This window comes from Streptococcus macedonicus ACA-DC 198, assembly GCA_000283635.1.
GTDB classification, from domain to species: Bacteria; Bacillota; Bacilli; order Lactobacillales; family Streptococcaceae; genus Streptococcus; species Streptococcus macedonicus.
The window spans coordinates 990452-1016086 of the sequence record HE613569.1; the positions used below are offsets into that span (position 1 = coordinate 990452).

Here is a 25635-nt window from a genome sequence, read left to right on the forward strand (position 1 = left end):
ACGGGGAGAGAAAGGGATAACGAAATCGTGGCGCTACGAACAGAAACGTGATATCAAGGCGTATATAGCGGATGAGGTGGCACAAAACACTAAAGTCCCAAAGGGTAGTCGTAACCTATATGCGTAAATCACGAGTGTAAACGAGGAAAGATGTACGGCTTATCCCGTGAGGTCTCATGAGCGTCTTGGACGTAGTAACAACGAATCATGAGAAGTCAGCCGAAGTCATATTAGTGATGAAGATTTTGTAATGGGAATGGAGCGAAGGGCTAAACAACTAATCGAAGTATACCTACTTCACTTGTGTCTACGGTCTGATAGAACTGGAAATGGTCACGTAATGACTAGAAGAGAGTTCGCCAATATAAGATGTCCCTCAGACACCGAAATAAGAAAGGAATACGCACATGTCACAGCTACTAGATAATATCCTATCTCGTTCAAATATGTTGGAAGCTTACAATCAGGTTAGAGCCAATAAAGGTTCAGCTAGAATTGACGGCGTAACCATTGACGAAATAGATGACTATCTCCGCCAGAACTGGCGCCCCACCAAAAAACTCATAATGCAAAGGAAGTACCCCCAACCAGTCTTACGAGTTGAAATCCCTAAAACAAATGGAGGAGTCCGTCAGTTTGGCATCCCAACGGTCATAGACAGAATGATACAACAAGCTATTGTTCAAGTCATCAGTCCTATCTGTGAGCCTCACTTTTCTGAAACGAGCTATGGTTTTAAACCAGAAATAAAATTGCCTGATGCTCTAATCATTCCGATTTCGGTTATGTTTCGTTTCTTTTATAAGGTCAAAGAAGATTATCAGCAAGTCACAGAAGCCATGTATCTGCATGGGCTTGTTGGGCGACAATTTTTCCGTCAACCGCTACGCATGATTGAATATTGTTTTGTTCCTTTATTGCTTTGCTTGTCACGCACAGCAGACGACGTTGCTATCTCTACCACAACAAGAGGAATGGTCGTTGAGCAAAAACGTTCAACGATTTCAAATACAAAACTAAGAACCCTTGATTATGTTCTTATATTAGCTATTAGCGATGTTAGCAGTATTAGTGTTAAATTTTTGGAGTCAATATGCTTAAAATAAAAAATTTTACGTTAACTTATGACGAACCTGTTCTGGAAAATGTCAATCTCAGCTTTAAATCTGGTGAAATCACAGTATTAACTGGGACATCAGGAAGCGGAAAGAGCAGTCTTTTAAAGGTTATCAAAATGGTGTTATTCCATATTCTCAACCAGCTGAACTATCAGGTGAAATTGCTTATCAAGGTAAAGGTTTGCTTGATATGGCTTTTGCATTAGAAAACCGCCATTTACCACCAAAAACCATTTTTCAGCGTATCAATCAATTCACACAATGTTTTCGTCTTATCAGGTGGTGAAAAGCAGCTTTTAGCCATTACCAGCATTGCTTGCATGGATAAACAACATCTATCTTTTTGACGAACCGTTGTCATCGCTTGACCGAGAAGCTATTGCACGCTTTAAAAAAGTCTTGGTTAAATTGAAAGAAATGGGCAAAATCGTCATTATTGTCGAACATAGATTGTATTATTTAAAAGAATTAATAAACCAATTAATCGTTATCAAAGATAAAAAAGTGACTAGTTATCCAGTAATTGACATTACAGACGACTTTACTCAAACACAGAATCTTCGTCAATTAAACGAAATCAGCAAAACAGAGTTAATCGTACCGTATCAAAAGCATTCCAAAAAATCACAAACTTTGCCTGAATCAAGCGATTTAATTTGCCGAAATTATCGCTATAAACACCGTGATAATAAGGATAATATCTTTGATTTCAACCTTGGATTGGATAAAGAGATTAACTTTATTATTGGAAAAACAACCTTTTTACGTTGCCTATTGGGGCTCAATAAAACGAACATGCAAGCATTAAAAATCCAAAATCGACGTCAATAAATAACATAATATTTGTTGACTTTTTAGCGCAAAAAAATAGAAAAAATAAGATAAAACAATACAGAAAAAAAGTAAAAGTAGTTCCGAAAAAATATTAATTGCCAAAAAACGATAAAAACAACGTTTAAGGACATTAATTGTGATCAATTTGACATTCTTTGTTTCAGTTAATTTCTAATAACATCTTTTAACATCTTTCCGAAAAACTGTAATTTTCTTGAAAAATAAATCAACCTGTGATATACTCCTATTATAAAGACATCTCAGGAGATTTTAAATGAAACGTGAAAAATTACTTGAAAAAATTGATGAACTTAAAGAAATAATGCCATGGTACGTCTTGGACTATTACCAATCAAAACTTTCAGTTCCTTATAGCTTCACAACTTTATATGAATACCTAAAAGAATATCGCCGATTTTTCGAATGGCTTTTGGATTCTGGCATTTCAGATGTTACTAAAATTGCTGACGTTGAGTTAACAACCCTGGAACATCTTTCTAAAAAAGACATGGAATCATTCATCCTTTATCTGCGTGAACGTCCCTCTTTGAACACTTATTCAACAAAACAAGGTGTCTCACAAACAACGATTAATCGGACGTTATCAGCACTTTCAAGCCTGTTTAAATACCTAACAGAAGAGGTTGAAGATGAAAATGGTGAGCCCTACTTCTATCGAAATGTCATGAAAAAAATCGCTACTAAGAAGAAAAAAGAAACGCTGGCAGCTCGAGCTGAAAATATAAAAGGCAAACTTTTCCTAGGTGACGAGACCATGGCATTTATCGACTATATCGATACAGAGTATCAAAATAAGCTCTCTCACCGCGCCCTCTCCTCCTTCCAAAAGAATAAGGAGCGTGATTTAGCGCTTATTGCTCTTCTGCTTGCCTCTGGTGTCCGTCTTTCAGAAGCTGTTGATCTTGATTTGAAAGACTTAAACCTTAACATGATGGTTATCGAAATCACTCGTAAAGGTGGAAAACGTGATTCTGTCAATGTTGCTAACTTTGCTAAGCCTTATTTAGAAGCTTATTTGCAAATCAGAGCGTCTCGCTATAAGGCAGAAAAACAAGACCAAGCTCTCTTTTTAACAGAATATCGCGGTGTTCCTAACCGTATTGATGCTTCAAGCGTTGAAAAGTTAGTTGCTAAATACTCTCAAGATTTCAAAGTTCGTGTAACACCCCACAAACTGCGCCACACACTTGCAACACGTCTTTACAATGCTACTAAATCACAAGTCCTAGTTAGCCACCAATTAGGACATGCCAGCACACAAGTTACCGATTTATACACCCATATTGTCAACGACGAACAAAAAAATGCCTTAGATAAGCTTTAAAAATTAACCTGAACTATTAATGGTTCAGGTTTTTTATTATCCCCTTTCTGACAAATAAATAAATGAATGAATGTTCTAAATTTTTACATAACATTATTTATGTAAAACTAAACTTCAAGTGGCATGAAATTGCCGACAATCTTACCAATGATTCGAGGATTTTCATTATAAGGCGCGAATTTATCGGCATAGTGTTTGTTGAGTGAGACTAAACGAAGTCCGTCCTCTTCTCGATAAACTTTCTTAATATAAGTTTGCCCATCCCAATCAACAGCATAAATAGCACCGTCATAATCAAAACCTGTTTGCTTAATCAAGACGACCTCACCATTTAAATAAGTGGGTTCCATTGAACCCCCAAAGACCCATGAAGCAAAGTCATGGTCAAGCTGTTCATCATAAAAAACAGTATCATAGTTACCGTCACCAAAATAAGAATATCCAGTACCTGCAGATAATTTTTCAACAACCTTGTAAGCATAATACTTAGGCAACTGAACTATTTTTTCTTGCTCTTTGAGTAAATCGTCAGCATAATTTTCGAGTTTGTGACGATTGTCTTGATTGAGTTTGCAATAGGTATCAACAATGTGATATTCAGATACAAAATAAGTTTCCTCGACACCGAGCAACTGACTCAAGAGGTTAAGATTTTTTTGATTTGGCTTTGTTTTGCCATTTTCCCAATTAAAGTAGGAAACTCTAGAAATATTAAGTAATTTAGCTACTTCTGCCTGTGAGTAACCTTTTTCTTCTCTAATATTTTTTAACTTTTCTCCAGAAAACATAAGCCCCCTCTTGTTAGTTTATAAACTAACAATATTATAAAAAAATAAACCTAAAAAAGCAAGGGCTTAGCCCCTACTTCTGTTAATTTTTATGTGATGAAATTTCAACTTGTGTTCCTTTATCGATTTGACTATCGATAAAGATGTTTAGGTTAAGGGTGTCTAAGACTTGTTTGGTCATGTACAACCCTAGACCGGTTGCTTTTTGGTGTTCATGACCGTTAAAACCAGTAAAACCTTCATCAAAAAGACGTGGTAAATCTTCTTCTAGTATTCCAATACCATCATCAGATATAACGATATTTCCATCGCTTATACTAATGATAATTGTTCCATCTGTTTTGGAATACTTAACGGCGTTATCAATAATTTGTGAAATAGCAAAGCTTAGCCATTTTCGGTCAGAAATCAGCTCCCAATCACCAGCAATCTCAATAGAAAGATTTTTTAGCAAACACGGAATACGATATTTTTTGATAATCTTTGTTGTAACATCCTTGACAGATAGTTTTTCAAAGCGAAAATCGTCTTTGTTTTGACTGAATTTTAAATAAGTCAATAACGTATCAAGATAGTTTTGAAGTCGTGTCAATTGTTGCTGTACTTCGTTTGAGTCGAGTTGGTCAGTCTGTGCCATTAATGAAAGGGCTGATATGGGAACTTTCATTTGATGTGACCACATTTTGACAAGATTTTGTAAATTTTCAGTTTGCGTCTTTTTAGCTAGTAATTCATTAGCGCTAGTTTCTTTTAGTTTGATGATAATATCTTTATAAGAAAGTTCTGATGGCAATTCTAATTCATCCAATTCTTTTACATAAATAAAATGATGTAAAATAGATAATTTCTGCTTAAATTTAAGGTATTGCCAAATGCTGATAAAGATTAAAATCGTGAAATTGATTAAAATACTAACTTTAAAGTAATCTAATGGCAGGCGATATAAGGCAAAAATAACAATGAATAATATACTTAAAAGGATATAAGTTAAATACCAGACGGAATATTCTTTAAAAAATTGTCGAATCATTTTATAAGGTAGCCAACTCCTCTCACGGTGTGAATACGATCAAAACCTAATGGTTGTGTTTTCTTGCGGAGTCGTGTTATGTTAACACTAAGGGTGTTTTGGTCAATGAAACTTTCATTTTCCCAAAGCTTCTCGAGTAATTCCTCTTTGGGAACGACTTGATTTTGATGTTCAAAGAGAATTGCTAAAATCTTATTTTCTGTTGGAGATAGGGTGATATGGTCGTCACCGTTTGACAAAATCCCGTCACGTGATAGAGAAAAATGTTCTAATTGGTAATTATCCGAGGTAAACTGGTAAGCACGTCTTAAAAAGGCTGAAATTTTGGCATCTAAAATCGTTAGAGAAAATGGCTTTGACACAAAATCATCTCCACCCATATTAAGTGCCATGACAGTATCCATTTCATCATCACTAGATGAGATAAAAATAATCGGCAATGTCATGCTTTTACGAAGTTCTGTTGTCCAATAAAAACCATTAAAATATGGCAACGTGATATCAATCAAGATAAGGTCAGGTTTGATTTCTTCGACTTCCTGCTTAATAGCTCGAAAATTAGTGACACTAAAGACATCGTAACTTTGACTAAGATGTTGTTTTAAAAGTTTAACGATAGTTTCATCGTCCTCGACAATATAAATCTTTCCTTGTTTCATAGTTTTATTGTAACAAAAAATGGTCATCACGACCATTTTTTAGTAAAAATTTTCAGACTCTTTCAAATGACTGTTCGAAGATAGGAGTTAACGTTCAATAATTTTATAGTAAGTTCTACTTGTGAATTTATAGATAAAGAAATAGATTATGGTGATGCTTAGTACTGTAATACCACTGACGGTATAAATCATATTTGAGCTTGTTACTCCAAACAAGAGCAACATTTGTTTTAGCATGACAAGCGCTACGGCGAAGTGTAAAACTGCAAAACCGAGTGGCATAAAGAATACGAGTAGAATTTGAGAATTAATTGCTCGCTTCACTTCTTTTTCTCCCATTCCCACCTCTTGCAAAATTTTATACGATTTTTTATCTTCAATCCCTTCAGAACGTTGTTTATAGTAAATGATCAAGGCTGCACCAAGCAAGAAACTAATACCAAGTAAGAATCCTGTAAAGAGAAAGCCACCTGTAAAGCCATACATGTCCTCAAGGAAAGATGATTTGGTAACGACAATTCCTGTTGCTGCGTTGCCATCTGAATCAAGATATTGACCTGTTTTGTCTGAAATGTAACCATCATTATTTGTAATTTTAGCGATTTCGGCTTTAGAAAGGTCAGCATAACCAGTGAAATTACTTTGGAATTGGAGATTATGTTGAGTAAAGAGCTCTTGAAGTTCATTTAAAACATTTTTATCACTAACGATTAACAACGCTGGATTATATGTATTAGCAATATCAGGGAATATAACACTTCTTAGATTTTCGACATTGTCAAATTCTTTTCCAAAAAGAGTTAATTTTTCCAGTTGGCTATTTCCTTTTTGAAGATAGAAAGCAGTTTGATTTTTCTTTAAAGTTGGTAGGCTATTACCTAAATCTTTAAAATCATCTTGGGTCATGATATATATATACCCCATTTTTGCCAAATCAGGAGTTTCTACATCTTGGTCTGTTATTGTGATTTCTTTATCGGTTGATACTGGAATTCCTGAGAAGCCAGTATAGTAGGTGATGTAGTCACTTTCTGGTTTATCTAATTTATCGATAACTGCTGTTTTGAAAAAAGCTTTCGCATCTGTATCAGACGTTGAATAGATTGTAATTTGAGTGTCTTTTGGGAACTTATCGTCAGCTTGTTTTTGAGTATTGACATACAAAGACGTTGTTGTGGCAATCGTTACAAAAGCCATAACGGCTAGTAGCGTAATATTAGCAAGTCCGACAGCATTTTGTTTTATTCGGAAAATCATTTGTGCTGTGGTTACGAAATGTTCAGGTTGGTAAAAATATTTTTTGTTTTTACGACGGCGTTTTAGGTACCAAGTCATAAAACTGATGTAAAAAAGGTAGGTTCCAATGATAACAAGAACAACCGCGATAAAGAAACGATATAGGACGACAAGCGCAGCTATTCTCGTTGAAGAAATTGAAAGATAATAACCTGAGCTTAAGCAAATGATGCTTAACAACGCAAAGAGAATATTGCCGCGTGGCTCTTTTTCACCCTGTTCTTGTCTCCTAAATAAAGCTAGTGGCGATGAACGACGGATATTAAAGAGGCTGATAAGTTCTAGGAAAAAGAAGATTGCAGCGAATGCAAACGCTGTGCTAATAAATGCTGCTGGTGATAAAGTCATTACCAACTGATTATAGTGTAAAAGATTAATAAAAATCAAATAAAATAATTGTGAAAAGACAGCTGATAAAAGACTTCCTAAGATAATCACACCCACAAAAATAACAATCAGTTCAATAGTCGATACAAGACTAATTTGAAACCTGTTCATCCCAAGGATGTTATAAAGCCCGAATTCCCTACTTCTTTGTTTTAAAAGGAAATTATAACTGTAAATCTCCATGATAATCGAGAAGATAAAAAGGACAATAATGGATAAACCAAGTGTTGCGGCACCATACGACATGCTTTTTCCAACAGGACTAAATAAAATCAGCAAGGTTGAACAATTTAGAAGAAATAAAATGGTGCTTGTGAGTAAAAATGGTACAAAAATATTGACAGATTTTTTGAGATTTGACCAAGCTAATTTAGCATAGAACATATTACTCACCTCCAAGAAGTGCGCTCATTGAAAGTGCAATATCCTTGCTGAATTCTTGATTGGTTTTGTTACCACGGTAAATTTGGTGGAAAATACGACCATCTTTGATGAAAAGGACACGTTTAGCATGACTAGCAGCGTTTGCTGAGTGTGTTACCATAAGCAATGTTTGACCGTCATTATTAATATCCTCAAAAAGGTTTAGAATATCTTCAGAATTGCGATAATCTAGCGCTGCCGTCGGTTCATCAGCCAAAAGTAACTGCGGATTTGTGATAAGGCTGCGAGCGATAGCAACACGTTGTTTTTGACCGCCAGACAATTCAAATGGGCGTTTTGCTAACAAATCCTCGATATGAAGTTTTGGAGCGAGTGTTGCTAGTCTATTTTCCATTTCTTGGTAGTTAACACGACCAAGTACCAATGGTAAGAAAATATTATCCTTGACAGAAAGCGTATCTAATAAATTGAAATCTTGAAAGACGAATCCGAGATTGTTTAAACGAAATTCTGCTAATTGGCTTTCTTTGATTTTTGTGATTTCTTTCCCGTTTAGAATAACAGAACCTTTCGTTGGCTTTTCCAGAGTTGCTAAGATATTAAGCAATGTTGTTTTCCCAGAACCAGATTCTCCCATGATAGCGATAAATTCATTTTTATCTACTTTGAAATCAACATCTTGCAAAGCACGTGTTACTTCTTTTGAAAAACGTGTGCGAAAAACTTTTTCTAAGTGATTAATCTCCAGTAACATATTTTCTCCTTTGTTTCATTATACCTTCTTTCGATTAAATAAAAACTCTAATCGGAATGTTTTTGCTAAAAAGCAATTAATTCAAATTTAGTATTCTAATACTAATAGTATTTCAAAGGTCTTCTTCCACTCCAATACCAAAGAGTGAGACTTACTACTCCCACTACGACGATAAGAAGAATTGTAATAAGACTATAAAATCTACCATTTCAAAAACCTCCTCCTATTATTTTGTGATACGGAGGGTGTAACAGACAATATAAGTAATGGAATCTAAAATAACCATGACTAACCAAATCAGAAGATTACTCTATAAATTGATATGTCTTTTGATTTCTTGACTCATATGACTGCTCCTCTCTTATTGACAAGTTTATTTTATCGAAAATCAGGTAGTTACTTCCTTACAATTTGAAAGTTAAATCTTACAAAAATGTAAGGTTGCTTTTTGGCAACAAAAAAGCCCAAAACAAACGTTTCAGGCTTAACAGTTACTACTTACCATTGATTGCTTGTGCTACTTTTATAAGGTATGCGTGGCTTTCAAGCTGCTCAATGGGATTATTTAAATCTTTTAGGTTAATTTCGTAAATACTTGTGGCATTTTCGTTGAACAATGGCAGAGCTTCTGCCCAATTGATTTTTCCATGACCTAGTATCAAACTATCATGCGTTTCACCTAAAGAGTCAACTAAATGATAGTGAATAATAGTCTCTTTCAAAGTTTCTAGTGAGCATTGCAAAGCTTTATTATCCCCATGCAGATAAATGAAAGCATGAGAAATATCATAAGCAAGTGGATAGCCTTTTTGAGCTAACAATTGGTCGAATCCAGGCTTACCAAATGAAAATAGTTTTGAAATACCATTTTCAAACATGATATGATTTTCACCAAGCTCACAAAATTCATCCATGCGAGTAAAAAGATAATTTTGCGCTTCTTTAATGTTTTCAAAAGGTTCTAGCAAATCTTTTTCACGCAGTTCATAAGAGCCATGAACTAAGACTTTACAATCGAAATCTCGAGCGATTTTCAATAATCCCTGGGTTGAATAGTTGATAAAATCGACTAAATCAGCCTTATTTTTAGGGTGCGCCACAAGTTCTAAAAATTGACCTTGGTATTTCATCGGATGATGAAGAACAATCGCTTTGACACCACTTGCTTTTACTGTTTGAACAGCTTCTCGAAGGTGTTGTAAGCCGCTAGCAGTGAAGTCAGTTTCAGACGTGAAAAATTCAAAGACATCTGGATGATATTTTAGGCGACTTTCCATTTGCTCAAGGTCGCAACTAGCTTTTAGTCCTAATTGAATTGGAAACATTTTGTCACCTCTTTTAATATAGTATTGGAATACTAAACGTTAAGATAATCTTGCAAATCGTTTAAAGCACGTTCAGCAACTTTTTCATAACGTTCTTTTTTATCACGGATACGTGGTCCGTCAAGCTCTTTAATGATACCGAAGTTAACATTCATTGGTTGGAAATGTTTGCTTTCGGCATGTGTAATGTAATATGGAAGAGAGCCGATAGCAGTCGTTTGCGGGAAGATAACCGCTTCTTCTCCTTTAAAACGACGTACAGCGTTGATACCAGCAACTAGCCCTGAAGCAGCTGATTCCACATAGCCCTCAACCCCTGTCATTTGACCAGCAAAGAAAAGGTCTGGATTTTGGCGTGTGGCAAATGTTTCGGTCAAAATATTTGGAGAATCCATGTAAGAGTTACGGTGCATTACGCCATAACGGACAAATTCGGCATTTTCAAGACCTGGAATCATGCGGAAAACACGTTTTTGCTCACCCCATTTAAGGTGTGTTTGGAAACCAACGATGTTAAAGAGACTACCAGCAGCATTATCTTGACGTAATTGAACAACGGCATATGGTGTCTTGAATTCACCGTCACGAGGTCCTTTGTAGTCATCTGGGTATTCTAAGCCAACAGGCTTCATTGGACCATAGAGCATTGTTTTAATGCCGCGTTTTGCCATAACTTCAATCGGCATACAACCTTCAAAATATTTTTCTTTTTCAAAGCTATTAAGCGGAGCTTCTTCGGCATTGACAAGCGCTTCATGGAACGCCATAAATTCCTCTTTGGTCATTGGACAGTTAAGATAGGCAGCTTCTCCTTTATCGTAACGTGATTTCAAATAAACCTTGTCCATATCGATAGAATTTTTATCAACGATTGGCGCTGCGGCATCATAGAAATAAAAACCGTCGCCACCGTTCAATTCATGAATTTTTTCAGCAAGTGCATCTGATGTTAAAGGACCACTAGCGATAACAGTAATGGCATCAGTTGGAAGTTCTGTGATTTCTTCACGAATGACTTCGATAAGTGGGTGATTTGTCACTTCATCTGTTACCATTTGTGAGAAACCGTCACGATCAACTGCTAAAGCACCACCAGCGGGGACGCGCGTGCTTTCTGCTGCCTTCATGATAACAGAGTCTAGACGACGCATTTCTTCTTTAAGCAGACCGACAGCGTTTGTTAAGCTATCACCGCGCAGCGAATTTGAGCAGACCAATTCCGCAAATTTATCTGTTTTGTGTTGTGGTGTTGCTTTCTTACCACGCATTTCATAAAGTTTTACTGGAATGCCACGTTTAGCAATCTGATATGCAGCTTCAGAGCCCGCTAAACCAGCTCCAATAACGTTAATGTATGATGATTGAGACAATATACTAATACCTCCAAAAACAAGCTTAGGAAGTCCTAAAACTCATTTTCCAGATAAGGGAGAAAGCCCTTATCCAAATCTTTCTAATTTTAATACTTGATTATCATAACATAAATTTTGTGAAACTCAAATAATATTATATAATCTATTTACATAAATAAATTTACGTAAAACACTTTAAACTAATTAATATCTCAAAAGATAGAATCATTTAAAACAAACAAATCCAAGCAGATAGTAAAACACTTAAAATGCTGAAAAGTGACCCAATGAGATAGTGTGCCGCAAATGTGGGGCTTTCGGAAATTTTATTATAACGAGCGATTGATTTAGCAGTAAAGACAAGTCCGATTGAGGCGAATTGATTGAAAATGATACAAAGACTCATCACAATACGCTCAAAAAGTCCAATCGTTGCTCCAGCATCTGGAATCGTGTCGATTTTTCGACTGTCCTCTGGCTGATATTTTTGAAAGAAAATCTTGAAAATGACATTGGTTGGTTTTGTAATCAAGACGATGAATTAGGATAATATTAAGTGCTTCTTCTGTTAGGAAATTTGGCAGAAGTGCTCCTTTAGCAAGCGGGGCAAGTAAAAGTATAATTCCCAGATGTAACATTTGATCCAAAAGGAAAGTTATCAACGGATTTAGCTTGAAACTATTAGCCACATGAGGTTTTCCAAAGTCAATAATAAAATGGCTAAGCAAAATAAGCAAACTAATGCCTCAGATGTTTGGGATAAAAATAGTTACCAAAATTAACGGAACAGCTACCCAAATGAGATGAGTCAAAAGGTAAGTTTTATCGGTATTTTTACGGTCGGCAACTGTTTGGCTTTGCAACTGAAAGTCTGACAAAAAGTGACAAATCAGTAACAGGGTTAATATAGGATTTTGACTAAGATAGTGAGAAAGACCTGTGATTGACATTAGTTTAACTCCTCTCCAGCCTTTTTAAGCAGATTTAACGCACAATTCCGTGTTCGTAGGTAAACTTTGATATTGCTGCTTTTCAATCGTTTTGACAGAACACTTGTGTTTAATTCGAGATGTTTTCCTAAAATTCGTTGGTCAAAATGCTCATCATAAATGCCAAGTTTTAAAAGTTCCTGCAAGATAATTTCTTGGCTAGCGCGCCAGTCGGACTTAATTGCTTCGCTACTGGCAATCAAGTGTATTAATAATGTTTACCTTGGTATCATCTTCAAAGGAAACAGCGATTTGCGTATTGCCGTAATCATTTTTTTGGTGGATGTAATTGATTGCTTTTCTAGCGTGCCAATAAGCGGGACCGTCAGCACCAATGCTTTGCTCTGGGTTAATATCTGTCAGAATTTCTCCTAAACCAAGACCAAAACGTACTTGATAAGGCTGCATTGCGAAGTTAATACGGTCAATTATCTGAAATAAAGGGGCGTTCAAGGTTAACAATCCTTGATATTCATCGCCTTAAGTGATAGATAATTTTGAAACCAAGACATCTTTAAATTCAATATTTAACTCGTTTAGGCAGGTCTCCAATGTTTTTTGGACTTGGTAACGATTATCGATTTTTTTTGGAATCAATAATATCTCCAATTAATGCAAAATAATTCATAGCGTACCTCTCATAAGTCTATTATAACAGACTTATCAAAAAAGTCCGTTATAACGGAAAGTATATTTTCCATACAATCAAAAAGAAACTGAGCATCTCTGCTTCAGCTTCTTCGTTTTATTTAATTTTCGCTTCTTCGTAGTCGCATTCTTCATTACTGCAGACGACTTGTTTACCACCACCGCGTATTTTCTTCTCAACCAAGAAGTCTCCAGATTTTGGACAAGAACGTCCGACAGGTTTATCCCATGATGTAAATTCACATTCAGGATAACGGTCACAACCATAGAAAATACGATTACGTTTGGTTTTACGCTCAATTACTTGACCTTTGCCACAGACTGGACAAGTCACGCCGATTTCTTTAGTGATTGCTTTTGTATTGTGACACTCTGGGAAATTGCTACAAGCGTAGAATTTACCATAACGACCCAACTTGATAACCATTGGGTGTCCACAAAGATCACAATCAAAGCCAGCTGGTTCATCTTTGATTTGAATTTTTTCGATTTCTGTTTCGGCTTTGGCAAGTTCTTTTTCAAATGTTTTGTAAAATTCGTCGATAACTTTTTGCCATTGCTGTTTGCCTTCTTCGACTTCATCAAGTTTACCTTCCATATCAGCGGTAAATTTGACATCAACAATATCAGGGAAGAATTCAACAATCAAATTATTAACGATTTCACCAAGTTCCGTAGGTTCAAAACGTTTCGCAGCTAAGCGAACATAGTAACGTCTTTGGATAACGTCAAGTGTTGGGGCATAAGTTGACGGACGCCCAACGCCATTTTCTTCCAATGTTTTAATAAGTGTTGCTTCAGAATAACGAGCTGGTGGTTGCGTAAAGTGTTGTTCAGGATTTGTTGACACTTTCTTAACAATATCACCTTCAACCATGTTAGGCAACATCTTATTCTTGTCAGAATCGTTATATACGGCTAAGTAACCGTCAAATTTTACTTGACTACCATTGGCAGTAAAGCGTACGTTATTTTGCTCCAAATTAACTTTCATTGTGTCAAAGACTGCTGCTGTCATTTGACTGGCAACAAAACGATTCCAGATCAATGTGTAAAGTTTTAATTGGTCTTTATCTAAGTGCTTAGCGATTGATTCTGGTGTTAGATTGACATTTGAAGGGCGAATGGCTTCGTGAGCGTCTTGAGCTCCTGAAGCATTTTTAACACGGCTACCGTGTTTAGAGTATTTTTCACCGAAACGTTCTGTGATAAAGTTTGCGGCATCATTTTGTGCGATTGGGCTGATACGTGTTGAGTCAGTACGCATGTAGGTAATCAAACCTTGCGTTCCACTCTTACCAAGACTGATACCTTCGTACAATTGCTGTGCAACCATCATGGTTTTACGTGTACGGAAGTTGATTTTATTAGCAGCATCTTGTTGGAGAGATGATGTCGTATAAGGAAGTGGTGCATTGCGACGACGTTCTTTCTTTTCAACCTTAGCTACGGTAAATTCGTCACTAGTTAATAAGGCAAGAACCTTTTGAACATCTTCGTTCGTTTCGAGTTTTAATTTTTTGCCATCAATGCCATAGAATGAAGCTTGGAATTTCTTCGTTCCTTTTTTAAAGAAACCGTCAATTGTCCAGTATTCTTCTGGTTTAAAGGCTTTGATTTCATTTTCACGGTCAATAATTAGTTTTAATGCAACGGACTGAACACGCCCTGCTGAAAGACCTTTTTTAACTTTTTTCCAAAGCAACGGAGAAATAGAATATCCCACGATACGGTCAAGAACTCGACGCGCTTGTTGAGCGTCGACTAAATTCATATCGATTTGGCGTGGTTCAATAAAGGCATTTTTGACAGCGTCTTTAGTAATTTCGTTGAAAACAACACGGTTTTTGTCATTCTCATCAAGATCTAAAATATGAGCTAAGTGCCAAGAAATTGCTTCTCCTTCACGGTCCGGGTCACTTGCAAGATAAACTTTTTTAGATTTTTTCGCTTCTTTTTTAAGGTTGTTAATCAGTGGACCTTTACCACGAATATTAATATATTGTGGTTCATAATTATTTTCAAAATCAATAGACATGCTTGATTTTTTCAAATCGCGGATATGTCCTACTGAGGCTACAACTTTATAATTACGTCCGAGATATTTTTCAATTGTTTTTGCCTTAGCTGGAGATTCCACAATAACCAAATTTTTCTTGGCAGCTGTTTTTTTCTTTGTTGTTTTTTTACTTGATTTTTTAACAGCTGTTTGGGCTTTCGTAGTAGTCGTCGTTGCCATAAGTTCACTTCCTATCAGTAATAAACTTATAACATGATAACCCGCTTTTCTTAAACTGTCAATAAAAAAGTTGTATTTAATAGAAAAAACTTGCTTATATTTGATATTCCGAAAGGATATCTAAGCCTGATATAACGCATTTTGCGCCTTCTTTTATCAAATGATGACAGCCATCAGATTTTCCATCTAAAATATTTCCTGGAATGGCAAAAACGTCTCGTCCTTCTTCCAATGCTCTTTCGCACGTAATCAAACTGCCTGAGCGCAGCTTAGCTTCTACTACGATAACGCCTTGTGATAAACCTGCAATAATACGATTTCGCTCTGGAAAATGGAATTTCAGCGGTGCTTCTCCTGCTACGTACTCACTTAATACGAGGTGATTTTTAGCCATGTACTCCTGCAACTGCTTATTTTCTTTGGGATAATAAACGTCCAGTCCGCAACCGATAACGGCAATCGATGCACCACCGTTTTTTAGAGCTGATAAATGCGCACTGGTATCAATGCCACGTGCCAGGCCGCTAACAATAGCAAAATGATTTCCGAGTTCTTTGATGATTTTCTGTACAGATTTAGTTCCTGTTGTTGAGGCTGTTCGCGCTCCTACCACCGCCATTTTGGAGCGATTGAGTAACTCTAAATTTCCTTGATAAAACAGCAAAACAGGTGGATTATAACAATATTTGAGCTCTAATGGGTATTCGCCATCTAGTATGGAAATACTAGGAAAACGATTAAATTCTTTGTGCAATTCTTTGGTGTCTAGTGCTTTGTATTTTTCCATAAAAAGGATAGGATTTTTACATTTTGAGACGACTGCCATATTACGCAAAGATAGTGATTTCTCTTGCTTTTCTTGATAATCCAAAATAGCTAAAATGTTAAGATTTGTTAATCCTGCTTTTTTTAATTTAAACAGTTCAAAATTATTCATGTTTTCTACCTCACTAATTTATTATTCGAAAAAAAGCCCTGAAAAACAGGGCTTAGTGAGCGTATTTCACGTATTAATCAAGCGTTTTTATGATTTTTGCAGGATTTCCAGCAAGAACCACGTTATCACCAAAAGATTTTGTGACGACTGCGCCAGCACCAACGACAACGTTGTCTCCTAAGGTAACCCCAGGTAAAATGGTCACGCCGCCGCCAAACCAGGCATTATCTCCAATAGTGATTGGTGCACCGTATTCAAGACCTGAAATACGTTCTTTGGCATCAAGTGGGTGTAACGGTGTTAACAATTGACAATTTGGTCCAAACATTGCGTTGTCACCAATGTGAATCTCGCAGATATCAAGCATGGTACAGTTATAATTGGCATAGAAATTCTCACCCACATAAATATTTGAACCATAATCACAAACAAAACGTGGATTCATTGTTAATTTTTCACCTGTTGACCCAAACAGAGTTTTTATAATTTCTCTTTGCTTATCACGATCGTCCTCGTTATTAAACAACTTCATTTTTCGGCGTGCTTCCAGACGCATGGCAGTTAGCTCTGCATCTCCAGCATCGTATAGTTGCCCAGCTAACATTTTTTCTTTCTCGCTTGTCATATTAAGGCTCCTTTAGCATGGATTTTATTGGTTCGAATGTTTTACGGTGAATTGGTGTGATGCCATATTTTTTCAGTCCTTCTAAGTGCTCTTTGGTTCCATAGCCAACATTTTTTTCAAAGGCATACCCAGGATAATCTTTGGCACAGTCAGCCATCATGCGGTCACGTGTTACTTTAGCAAGGATAGAAGCTGCTGCAATTGATAAGGAGTTGGCATCACCTTTGATGAGTGATTGTTGTGGGATCGAAGTTTCCAAATGCATGGCATCAATTAAAAGATAATCAGGTTTTACCACCTCACCTTTCAGTTGATTAATGGCTTGCAACATACCGACTTTTGTAGCTTCGTAGATATTAATCTGGTCAATGACATTATTGTCAACAATTCCGATTCCAATTCCTAAAGCACGTGCAAGGATTTCTTGATAAATTTCCTCATGGTGTTTCTTAGGAATTTTTTTAGAATCATTGAGGTGTTTAATTTTACAATTTTTTGGAAGAATAACGCATGCTGTGACAACAGGGCCTGCTAATGGTCCTCTACCAACTTCATCGATTCCAGCAATGGCTTGGTAACCTTGTTGATAAAGTTCTTTTTCGTAGCGCAGCATATTTTCCAAGCGCAAGTCTTCATCAATATTCGCTTGAATGGCTTTTTTACGATGCTGAATCGCCTTTTGGACACCTGCACGACTATCTGACTCATAAGCTTGCCAGCGTGCGTCATCAAGGCTCTCAATCGCTGCTAGCACTTCTTTGACTTCTTTAACAGTCGCCATTTTCAACTTCTCCTACGACGTCCAGAGTGTAACGACCAAGTTTGCCTTCGCGGACATCTTTAACAAAAAGGCTGTAAAAACGGTCATAATCATCACGAAAGCCCAATTTTTGTGTCATAGCCATAATAATCTCAGGCGCTTCTTCTTCTAAGTTGATACCTTTGAAGCGTTCAACAAGACGTTCTGGATAGTATTTTTTAAAGAAATTAATTCCAAAAATCGTTACTTCATCCATTGGCAAAAGCTGGTCCTTGATAGCACCTGTTAAGGCGAGTTTGAGCCCTACTACTTCATCTTCGAATTTTGGCCAAAGAATTCCTGGGGTATCTAGGATTTCCAAGTCTTTATTAGATTTAAGCCATTGTTGTCCTTTAGTAACCCCTGGTTTATTACCAACAACTGCAATTTTTTTACCTGCTAAACGATTCATTAATGTTGATTTACCAGCGTTTGGAATACCGATAATCATTGTGCGCAAAGTTTCTTTTTGAATGCCACGTTCACGTAATTTAGCTATTTTGTCAGCCATTAGTGATTTGGCGGCATCGGTTACCAATTTTACAGTAGCTTGTTCTTTAGAATTAACAGCTAAGGTTTTGATACCTTGTTTTTCAAAATAGTTACGCCATTCTTTTGTTCGATTGCTATCAGCAAGGTCGGCTTTGTTCAGAATCATCAATTTCGGTTTATCTCCGACGATTTTGGTTAACATTGGATTTTGGCTTGATAGTGGTAAACGAGCGTCAACCAAAATTGTTACAAAATCAACGTGTTTTAGATTTTCCTGAACTTGTCGGCGTGCTTTTGACATATGCCCAGGAAACCATTGGATATTAGCCATGTAAAATAAATTCCTTTCATCGATAAGTGTTAAAACTTATATTTTATTATCATTCTTTAGTTTTTATTGCAATTAAAAGCAATTATCAAATCATTTTCTATTATACCATAAACTATTTCTGATTATGGGGAAAAGCTTACCGCGCAGCTATTATCATAAAGAGAAAAATCTATTCATTCTTGACTATCTTTTGCCAAGGCGATACAATGAGAACGTATCAAAAGGCTTACTAAAGGAGATAAGATGGACGATTATACTGAAATGACAATTGAAACTTACTTGGCGGAACGTTTAACTAAAGAAATTGCTGCTTACGAGAAAAAGAGTCACTTTCACCGTGCATGGTTTATTGTTTTTAAGGTGATTCAAATCATTGTTTTGGCGGTTGTTCCGATTTTAGCAAGCCTTCCAATTCCTTGCTTTAAATTGCTTGCTGTCATTGCTTCGTGCCTTGTTTTGGTTCTTGAAGCTCTGCTTGCCGTTTCAAATCACAAAGATAAATGGCGTATTTATCACGCCACATCAAAAGAACTTGCTTCAGAAAAATTCACCTTTGAAACGACATCTGGCATTTATAATAAAGAAAAATCAACCGAAGACCGCTTCGCTCTGTTAGTTGACCGTTGTGAAAATATTATCAAAAATAAAGAGTAAAAAATGCCCCTGTATTTAAAACAGGGGCATTTTTTTTATTTGTAAAAGTAGTATTGGAATACTCATTAGGCTTAGATAGTATAAGATATAAAACCGTTCACGGCTTTGATGAAATTCTAAATCGATAAACATTACCTGCCAAACCATAGGAAAAGTACCAATTTTCGATGTTTCAGAATAAACGTTGGCTTATTAGTCAATGGTTTGATAGTTCCTTTCAAATGTTTTTTCGGATATTACACGCTGATTAGTAATATCAAGATAATCACCGATATAACCCAATTCATACATGCTATATCCTGCAAAGCCGCCACCAAGACTTCCTACTACTCCTGTTTTTAGATTTTCAGTAGTCGAAGGATTAAGCCCTGCCATTAAAATCCGAAGATGGTTGTCTAACCAATGCAAGTAACCTTTAGCAAAAGCGTCTTTTACCCAATCAGGCCGTGTAGATTTATCTTGACTGATTTGCCAGACGGTAGCAACTTTCCTTTTATAAAGAGCTTTCATTATCGTTTCTCCTTTCTTTTTTAACAGCTGTAAAAAATAAAATTGAAAAACCGATTAACCCAATACTGTTTAATATTAATTTCAGAGTGGATAATTCTTTTTGAAAATTAAGTAGGCAAAAAATGAGAAATAATGTCAAAAAATAGCTGTTTGTGTTGATTTTTTCATCGTATTACCTACCTTCCTTTGCTTCAAAAATAGCTTTCACAAGAACCAACGTTGAAACGACCAAAAATAATCTGACGAGTGTTCCCGTTGTTGATATAATGGCTCGTATGCCAAATGCCAGAAAAATACCAGCAGCAATTAATTTTCTGAGCAAGATAACCCCCTTTTAAATCATATAACAAATCTAGTATTAAAATACTAAATCTAATTAATATCTATTTTTTGTTTATTATACCAATTTTAGCGAGCAACTCATCACCCAAGTTGTAAAATGTCATTTTTTAGTCGCGAATGGGAGAATTTGTTCAGAAAATCAAAAAAAGAGACACAAGGTCTCTTTTTCTATATGTTACATAAGTTCGTTAAAGTCCCAGACTTCTGTCCAACCTTCGTAAAAATCGGGTTCGTGGCAAACCATGAGAATGCTTCCTTTGTAGGCTTTTAAGGCACGTTTGAGTTCTTCTTTGGCATCAACGTCCAAGTGGTTGGTTGGTTCGTCAAGGACAAGAACGTTATTCTCACGATTCATTAATAAACAGAAGCGAACTTTGGCTTGTTCACCACCTGAGAGCACTTGAATTTGGCTTTCGATGTGTTTTGATGTCAAACCACAGCGAGCAAGTGCCGCACGGACTTCTGCTTGATTGAGTGCTGGGAAAGCATCCCAGACAGCTTCAAGGGGTGTTTGACGATTTCCAGCTGAGACTTCTTGTTCAAAATAACCGAGCTCGATATAATCACCTCGTTCTACATTGCCTGAAATTGGCGGGATAATACCAAGCAAGCTTTTCAGCAAAGTCGTTTTACCGATACCATTGGCACCAATGATAGCCACTTTCTGATTGCGCTCAAAAGTAAGATTGAGTGGTTTTGTCAATGGGTGGTCATAACCAATTTCTAAATCTTTTGTCTGGAAGATGAAACGACTTGGTGTACGTGACTCTTTAAATTCAAAAGAGGGTTTCGGTTTTTCAGATTGTAACTCGATGCGTTCCATCTTATCCAATTTTTTCTGACGTGACATTGCCATATTACGTGTTGCAACACGCGCCTTGTTACGATTAACAAAATCTTGCAAGTCTGCGATTTCTTTCTGTTGACGTTCATAAGCTGCTTCTAATTGTGCTTTTTTCATGGCATAAACAGCTTGGAAATTATCATAATCACCAGTATAACGAACCAAATCATGATTTTCCACGTGATAAACGATATTGATAACATCATTTAAGAATGGAATGTCATGTGAAATCAAGACAAAGGCATTCTCGTAATTCTGTAAATAACGTTTCAACCATTCGATGTGTTCGGCATCAAGGTAGTTAGTCGGTTCATCCAAAAGTAAGATATCTGGCTTTTCAAGCAACAGTTTTGCCAATAACACCTTGGTACGTTGCCCACCAGAAAGTTCGGTAACATCAGAATCCATACCAAAATCCATCACACCAAGGGCACGCGCGACTTCATCGATTTTAGCGTCTAAGGTGTAAAAATCACGTGATTCCAGACGTTCTTGTAGTTCCCCTACTTCTTCCATCAAAGCGTCCATATCAGCACCATCATCCGCCATAGACATATAAATCTCGTTGATACGTGCTTCTGTCTTGAAAAGCTCATCAAAAGCTGTTCGCAAAACGTCACGCACGTTCATTCCTGCCTCAAGAACCGTGTGTTGATCCAAATAACCAGCCGTTACGTATTTTGACCACTCTACTTTTCCCTCATCTGGCTGCAAATGACCAGTAACAATGCTCATAAAGGTTGATTTTCCTTCACCATTGGCTCCGACAAGACCGATATGCTCCCCTTTTAACAGACGAAATGAGACATCCTCAAAAATCGTGCGCTCACCAAAACCATGACTTAAATGTTTAACTTCTAAAATACTCATTACTTATATACTTTCATTCGTTTTTTATTGAAAATAGCTGCGCTAGCAGTCTAATTTTTCAATAATCTTTTCAATTATAGCATGAGTTTAAAGACTAAATCAATGCTTTCTTTTATGAAAACGTTGATTCTCAGTAAGTAAAAAAGCTCTTGTTCAAGAGCTTGAAAAATCATTCAGAGATGGTTTTGGGTTGTGCGTGATGTGAAAAGATTTGTTTGAGAATTGGGTAGAGAATTGGAACAGAGATAATCGTTACCAGAGCTGAACCGAATGTGCCACCGATTTTAACCAAGGCTGCTATGAAAGCGACTTGAAACTGAAGACCACCGACAATGCTATTGATAATCGTGTATTTGACAAGGTTGCTAATAATTTTTGTTATCGCTGCAACAATCCCAACAATGATAATATTGCGCGTTTTATCATCAGAGTGCATTAATTTTTCAAACACAAAATGAAGAACCAGACAAACTATTAAAGACTCTAATATGGTAATCCAAACTTCTGCAGCATATCCATTTAACACATCGAATAAACCTAGTCCGATAGCTGCTACTAATGCACCTAATCGTGAACCGTAAAGTAAAACTGCAACAACCACTAAAGCATTTCCGAAATGGACAAATTGAGTTCCAAGAGGAATACGCAAAAATTGGACACTGATGAAAATTAAAGCCGCATATAAGCTTAATTCGACAAGTTGACGTGTAGTGAGATGTTTCATTCTTTTTCCTCCTTCAAGCGCTTCATTTGAATGGCTAAATCCAACAAATAAGGTTCATAACAAAGTCCTAATTTCAAATCTCGTTTCAACTCTAAAGTCAATTGCAAGGTTTTATCAATAAAATCAAGCGCTACTTCTGCTGTTTTATCTAACGATAAGCCATGAAAATAACCAGCTCCTAAAACAGCACACAATAAATCACCTGTCCCAAAAAAATGATGCGGATAAACCTTAGACATATGATAAGTGACGCTGCCGCTTTGTTGATTGAAATGTGCTAATCCGATTTGCCCTGTTTCAAAAGAAACACCTGTTAAAATCACGTGCTTATTATAAAATTTTTCTAGCCTTAAAAGCAATTCTTCAATATCTTTTCTTGTATAATCTTCACCGAGATAAGGAACATCTGCTAGTAAACAAGCTTCAGTAATGTTTGGCGTAATGACATCAGCATTCTGGCAAAATTGCTGCATGACGGTCACAAAATCTTGCTGATAGCCTGCATACAAACGCCCATTGTCAGCCATGATAGGGTCAACAAAATGTGCCAGTTTTCTTTGTTTAGCAAATTTTGCTATTTGATGCAATTGTTCTTGAGATTTGAAATAACCAGTCACCAAGCCATCAACAGAAAAATTTATGGTATTCCACTGGATTAAAAAGCCTGTTGTCGCTTGATTCAATTCTGTAATACTGATATTTTCAAAACCACCTGTATGCGACGATAAAAGCACTGTTGGCAATGGAATGACCTCAATCTGACAAGCTGACAAAACAGGTAAGGCCGTTGATAAGGCGACCTTGCCTAAACCGACAATATCATTGGCAACAATAACTGACTTTGTAGGATTCTTCATAAAAAGCAACTTTCTAATCTTTTCTCTAAAATAGCGATATCTTTAGATTAAGAGATTAAAAATATTGTAAGAAAATTCAATTTATAATACAATGGAAACAATTAAATACTGTACGGGGACAGTCCATGACAAGTAAATATCAAGAAATCATGACAGCTATTGTAGAACAAATTGAATCTGGAATCTTAAAAAAAGGAAATAAAATCCCTTCAATTCGTACCCTTAGTCAAAGCTATCATTGTAGCAAAGACACGGCACAACGGGCACTCTTGGAACTCAAATTTAAAAATTACATCTATGCTGTTAACAAAAGCGGTTATTATGTTCTTGAAGGCAAAAGTCAAAAAGAAGAGCCACTTAATTTGAGTTTGACAGAATATAATAACATGGCGTACGAGGATTTCACGACATGTTTGACAGAAACGTTAGTTAATCGCGAAAATTACCTTTTTAACTACTATCAACAAGAAGGATTGCAAGAATTGATTCTATCCTTAAAAAACTACTTGGAAAAAGGGGCTATTTATGCTAAGGAAAACGATATTTTAGTCACTTCAGGAACCCAACAAGCGCTTTATATTCTTTCACAAGTTTCATTTCCAAATAAAAAGACAACGATTCTCTTAGAACAGCCGACTTATCACCGTATGATTGATTTAGTGTCTTCACAAAATCTTCCTTACCAGACGATTGATCGTGACTTTAACGGCATTGATTTAACCACATTAGAACGATTATTTAAAACGCAAGACATCAAGTTTTTCTATACGATTTCACGTTTTTCAAACCCACTCGGGCTATCTTATACCGCAGTTGAAAAGCAAAAAATTGTAGAATTAGCTCAAAAATATGACGTTTACATCATCGAAGATGATTACATGGGAGATTTCACGAAATCGACGGATTTGCCCTTGCATTATTATGATACGTCAGGTCATGTTATCTACTTAAAATCATTTTCAATGACCATTTTTCCAGCTTTGCGTCTTGGGACAATTGTGCTGCCTCAGCCATTAATGCAGGCTTTTCTGGAGCACAAAAAAATGATTGACTATGACACCAATCTCATTATGCAAAAAGCTTTGTCTCTCTATTTGGATAGTGGCATGTTTGAAAAAAATCTGAATTATCTGAGTCAGGTCTTTCATGAACAAGTTGCTAAAACAACCGTGCTTCTCTCACAATTTCCAAATATTCAGCATTACAGCGCATCGCTCCAGCACCTTCTGATCGAATTGCCACAAGATAGACATTTAGGAGAACTCAAATTTACCAATAAAATCAATTATTTAGAAAATAGTTATCTGACAATTCCTCAAAAGCGTTTTATCCAAATTTCAAATGATAATCATCTATCAGAAACGCTAAATATTATTGCAAAATAATTTATTCAGTAAACAATTTAAGTTCTAATAATGCAAATAATCCCCAGAAATTTAGCTTTCTGAGGATTTTTATGTTTACATTAATAATCTGGACGTAAAACGCCTGTGACTGTTTCTTTGGTAGCTTCAACATCACCGTCAATGACAACGTCGATAATGCGTTTCGCATCTTCTGGTGGGCATGATACCAATGGTAAACGCAATGGACCAGTTTCAAATCCAAGGTAATTTAACACCGCTTTGACTGGTGCAGGACTAGGATAAGAGAATAATGCATTGACTTTCGGAATGAATTGACGTTGAATAGCTGCTGCTTTTTTAATATCGCTGTTTTCAATCGCTGTAAGCATTTCGTGCATTTCGTCACCGTTAACGTGAGAGGCAACAGAAATAACACCGTCAGCCCCAAGATTCATCGCATGAAAGGCATCACCGTCCTCACCTGTATAAATCAAGAAATCATCAGGCTTGTGCTCGATAAGGTAAGCCATATTAGCAAGGCTTGTACATTCTTTCACACCAATAATATTTGGGTGTTCAGCCAAACGCAACATGGTTTCTGGTATCATTTCAACAACAACACGACCAGGAATATTATAAATGATAATTGGAAGCTCGCTCGCATCGGCAATTGCTTTAAAATGTTGATACATACCTTCTTGAGATGGTTTGTTATAATAAGGAACAATAGCAAGACCAGCAGCAAAACCACCAAATGCAGCAACTTCACGCGCAAATTCGATAGAATCACGTGTGTCATTTGTACCAACACCAGCGATTAACGGCACACGACCATTAACGATTTTCTGAACAGCAGCGAAAAGCTCTAATTCTTCATCATGGGTTAGTGTTGGACTTTCAGCAGTTGTTCCCGCTAACAAGATTCCGTCAGTGTGGTGAGCAAGCAAATGTTCAACAAGTTTTGGCAGAGCATCAAAATTAATTGATCCGTCGGCATTAAATGGGGTAATCATCGCAGTGATGATTTTTACATTTCTTAAATCTTCAATAGCCATAGTAATCTCCTATTCTGTTAATTATGTGAGATTTAGGGATTTGTTTACAGTAAATATGCTCAAAGACCAGTCTCCTAGGAAACTGGCTTGAGTTATTTATG

22 protein-coding genes and 3 pseudogenes are annotated in these 25635 nt (G+C 36.4%); 6 read left to right on the top strand and 19 right to left on the bottom strand.

Annotation, left to right across the window (positions count from 1 at the left end; translation table 11 throughout):
- Nucleotides 1-407: 407 nt before the first annotated feature.
- The 4 genes and pseudogenes from SMA_RS11355 to xerS all read left to right on the top strand — a co-directional run.
- A pseudogene (locus SMA_RS11355) lies at nt 408-770 on the top strand (group II intron reverse transcriptase/maturase); the annotation flags it as partial.
- A gap of 323 nt (nt 771-1093) precedes the next feature.
- Nucleotides 1094-1324 (top strand): ATP-binding cassette domain-containing protein, encoded by a 231-nt coding sequence (locus tag SMA_RS12040; RefSeq protein ID WP_014294534.1) that lies wholly within the window; start codon nt 1094-1096, stop codon nt 1322-1324.
- 106 nt (nt 1325-1430) lie between these two features.
- Nucleotides 1431-1949: an ECF transporter ATPase gene (locus tag SMA_RS12045; protein ID WP_014294535.1), complete on the top strand. Its 519-nt coding sequence runs from the start codon at nt 1431-1433 to the stop codon at nt 1947-1949.
- A gap of 277 nt (nt 1950-2226) precedes the next feature.
- The gene (xerS, locus tag SMA_RS05050; protein ID WP_014294536.1) at nt 2227-3297 is read left to right on the top strand and encodes a tyrosine recombinase XerS; all 1071 of its coding nucleotides are present in this window, start codon (nt 2227-2229) and stop codon (nt 3295-3297) included.
- Between the two features lie 107 nt (nt 3298-3404).
- On the opposite strand, the gene SMA_RS05055 is transcribed toward xerS, so the two are convergent.
- The 14 genes and pseudogenes from SMA_RS05055 to ylqF all read right to left on the bottom strand — a co-directional run bounded on the left by SMA_RS05055 (nt 3405) and on the right by ylqF (nt 18332).
- Nucleotides 3405-4085 (bottom strand): XRE family transcriptional regulator, encoded by a 681-nt coding sequence (locus SMA_RS05055; protein ID WP_014294537.1) that lies wholly within the window; start codon nt 4083-4085, stop codon nt 3405-3407.
- An 82-nt stretch (nt 4086-4167) separates the two neighbouring features.
- A complete protein-coding gene (locus tag SMA_RS05060) occupies nt 4168-5115 on the bottom strand; it encodes a sensor histidine kinase (protein WP_014294538.1) in 948 nt (315 codons plus the stop codon).
- The gene (locus SMA_RS05065; protein ID WP_180384465.1) at nt 5112-5774 is read right to left on the bottom strand and encodes a response regulator transcription factor; all 663 of its coding nucleotides are present in this window, start codon (nt 5772-5774) and stop codon (nt 5112-5114) included. The genes SMA_RS05060 and SMA_RS05065 overlap by 4 nt, the downstream gene beginning before the upstream one ends.
- A gap of 87 nt (nt 5775-5861) precedes the next feature.
- Nucleotides 5862-7841, bottom strand: a complete 1980-nt coding sequence (locus SMA_RS05070; protein ID WP_014294540.1) for an FtsX-like permease family protein — start codon at nt 7839-7841, stop codon at nt 5862-5864.
- Nucleotide 7842: 1 nt separating this feature from the next.
- A complete protein-coding gene (locus tag SMA_RS05075; RefSeq protein WP_014294541.1) occupies nt 7843-8595 on the bottom strand; it encodes an ABC transporter ATP-binding protein in 753 nt (250 codons plus the stop codon).
- Between the two features lie 494 nt (nt 8596-9089).
- Complete coding sequence (locus SMA_RS05080) at nt 9090-9920, bottom strand: IolE/MocC family protein (RefSeq protein WP_014294542.1); 831 nt, start codon at nt 9918-9920, stop codon at nt 9090-9092.
- 32 nt (nt 9921-9952) lie between these two features.
- A complete protein-coding gene (gene trmFO / locus SMA_RS05085) occupies nt 9953-11290 on the bottom strand; it encodes a methylenetetrahydrofolate--tRNA-(uracil(54)-C(5))-methyltransferase (FADH(2)-oxidizing) TrmFO (RefSeq protein ID WP_014294543.1) in 1338 nt (445 codons plus the stop codon).
- 211 nt (nt 11291-11501) lie between these two features.
- Nucleotides 11502-12222, bottom strand: a pseudogene (locus tag SMA_RS05090) (DUF3307 domain-containing protein).
- A pseudogene (locus SMA_RS05095) lies at nt 12222-12889 on the bottom strand (SatD family protein). Before SMA_RS05095 ends, SMA_RS05090 begins: the two co-directional pseudogenes overlap by 1 nt.
- Nucleotides 12890-13006: 117 nt before the next feature.
- The gene (topA, locus tag SMA_RS05100; RefSeq protein ID WP_014294544.1) at nt 13007-15148 is read right to left on the bottom strand and encodes a type I DNA topoisomerase; all 2142 of its coding nucleotides are present in this window, start codon (nt 15146-15148) and stop codon (nt 13007-13009) included.
- Between the two features lie 94 nt (nt 15149-15242).
- The gene (gene dprA, locus SMA_RS05105; protein ID WP_014294545.1) at nt 15243-16085 is read right to left on the bottom strand and encodes a DNA-processing protein DprA; all 843 of its coding nucleotides are present in this window, start codon (nt 16083-16085) and stop codon (nt 15243-15245) included.
- Between the two features lie 73 nt (nt 16086-16158).
- Nucleotides 16159-16710 carry a sugar O-acetyltransferase gene (locus SMA_RS05110; protein WP_014294546.1) on the bottom strand — a complete coding sequence of 184 codons (552 nt, stop codon included), beginning with the start codon at nt 16708-16710 and terminating at the stop codon, nt 16159-16161.
- A gap of 1 nt (nt 16711) precedes the next feature.
- Nucleotides 16712-17491: a ribonuclease HII gene (gene rnhB / locus SMA_RS05115; protein ID WP_014294547.1), complete on the bottom strand. Its 780-nt coding sequence runs from the start codon at nt 17489-17491 to the stop codon at nt 16712-16714.
- Nucleotides 17478-18332, bottom strand: a complete 855-nt coding sequence (gene ylqF / locus SMA_RS05120) for a ribosome biogenesis GTPase YlqF (protein WP_014294548.1) — start codon at nt 18330-18332, stop codon at nt 17478-17480. Before ylqF ends, rnhB begins: the two co-directional genes overlap by 14 nt.
- Nucleotides 18333-18575: 243 nt before the next feature.
- Here ylqF and SMA_RS05125 point away from each other — a divergent pair, with 243 nt between their 5' ends.
- A complete protein-coding gene (locus SMA_RS05125; protein WP_014294549.1) occupies nt 18576-18986 on the top strand; it encodes a DUF4231 domain-containing protein in 411 nt (136 codons plus the stop codon).
- Between the two features lie 192 nt (nt 18987-19178).
- Here the strand turns inward: SMA_RS05125 and SMA_RS05130 are convergent, their stop codons facing one another.
- The 4 genes from SMA_RS05130 to SMA_RS05150 form a co-directional block, all read right to left on the bottom strand.
- Nucleotides 19179-19496, bottom strand: coding sequence for a hypothetical protein (locus SMA_RS05130; protein WP_014294550.1), 318 nt, complete (start codon nt 19494-19496; stop codon nt 19179-19181).
- Between the two features lie 517 nt (nt 19497-20013).
- A complete protein-coding gene (locus tag SMA_RS05140; RefSeq protein ID WP_014294552.1) occupies nt 20014-21552 on the bottom strand; it encodes an ABC-F family ATP-binding cassette domain-containing protein in 1539 nt (512 codons plus the stop codon).
- Between the two features lie 169 nt (nt 21553-21721).
- Nucleotides 21722-22276, bottom strand: coding sequence for an ECF transporter S component (locus SMA_RS05145; protein ID WP_014294553.1), 555 nt, complete (start codon nt 22274-22276; stop codon nt 21722-21724).
- On the bottom strand, nt 22273-23133 hold the full coding sequence (locus tag SMA_RS05150) for a pyridoxamine kinase (protein ID WP_014294554.1): 861 nt from the start codon (nt 23131-23133) through the stop codon (nt 22273-22275). Before SMA_RS05150 ends, SMA_RS05145 begins: the two co-directional genes overlap by 4 nt.
- Before the next feature lie 125 nt (nt 23134-23258).
- Between SMA_RS05150 and SMA_RS05155 the strand changes: the two genes are divergently transcribed.
- Complete coding sequence (locus tag SMA_RS05155) at nt 23259-24518, top strand: aminotransferase-like domain-containing protein (protein ID WP_014294555.1); 1260 nt, start codon at nt 23259-23261, stop codon at nt 24516-24518.
- Nucleotides 24519-24598: 80 nt separating this feature from the next.
- On the opposite strand, the gene dapA is transcribed toward SMA_RS05155, so the two are convergent.
- Nucleotides 24599-25534 carry a 4-hydroxy-tetrahydrodipicolinate synthase gene (dapA, locus tag SMA_RS05160; RefSeq protein WP_014294556.1) on the bottom strand — a complete coding sequence of 312 codons (936 nt, stop codon included), beginning with the start codon at nt 25532-25534 and terminating at the stop codon, nt 24599-24601.
- Nucleotides 25535-25635 lie beyond the last annotated feature (101 nt).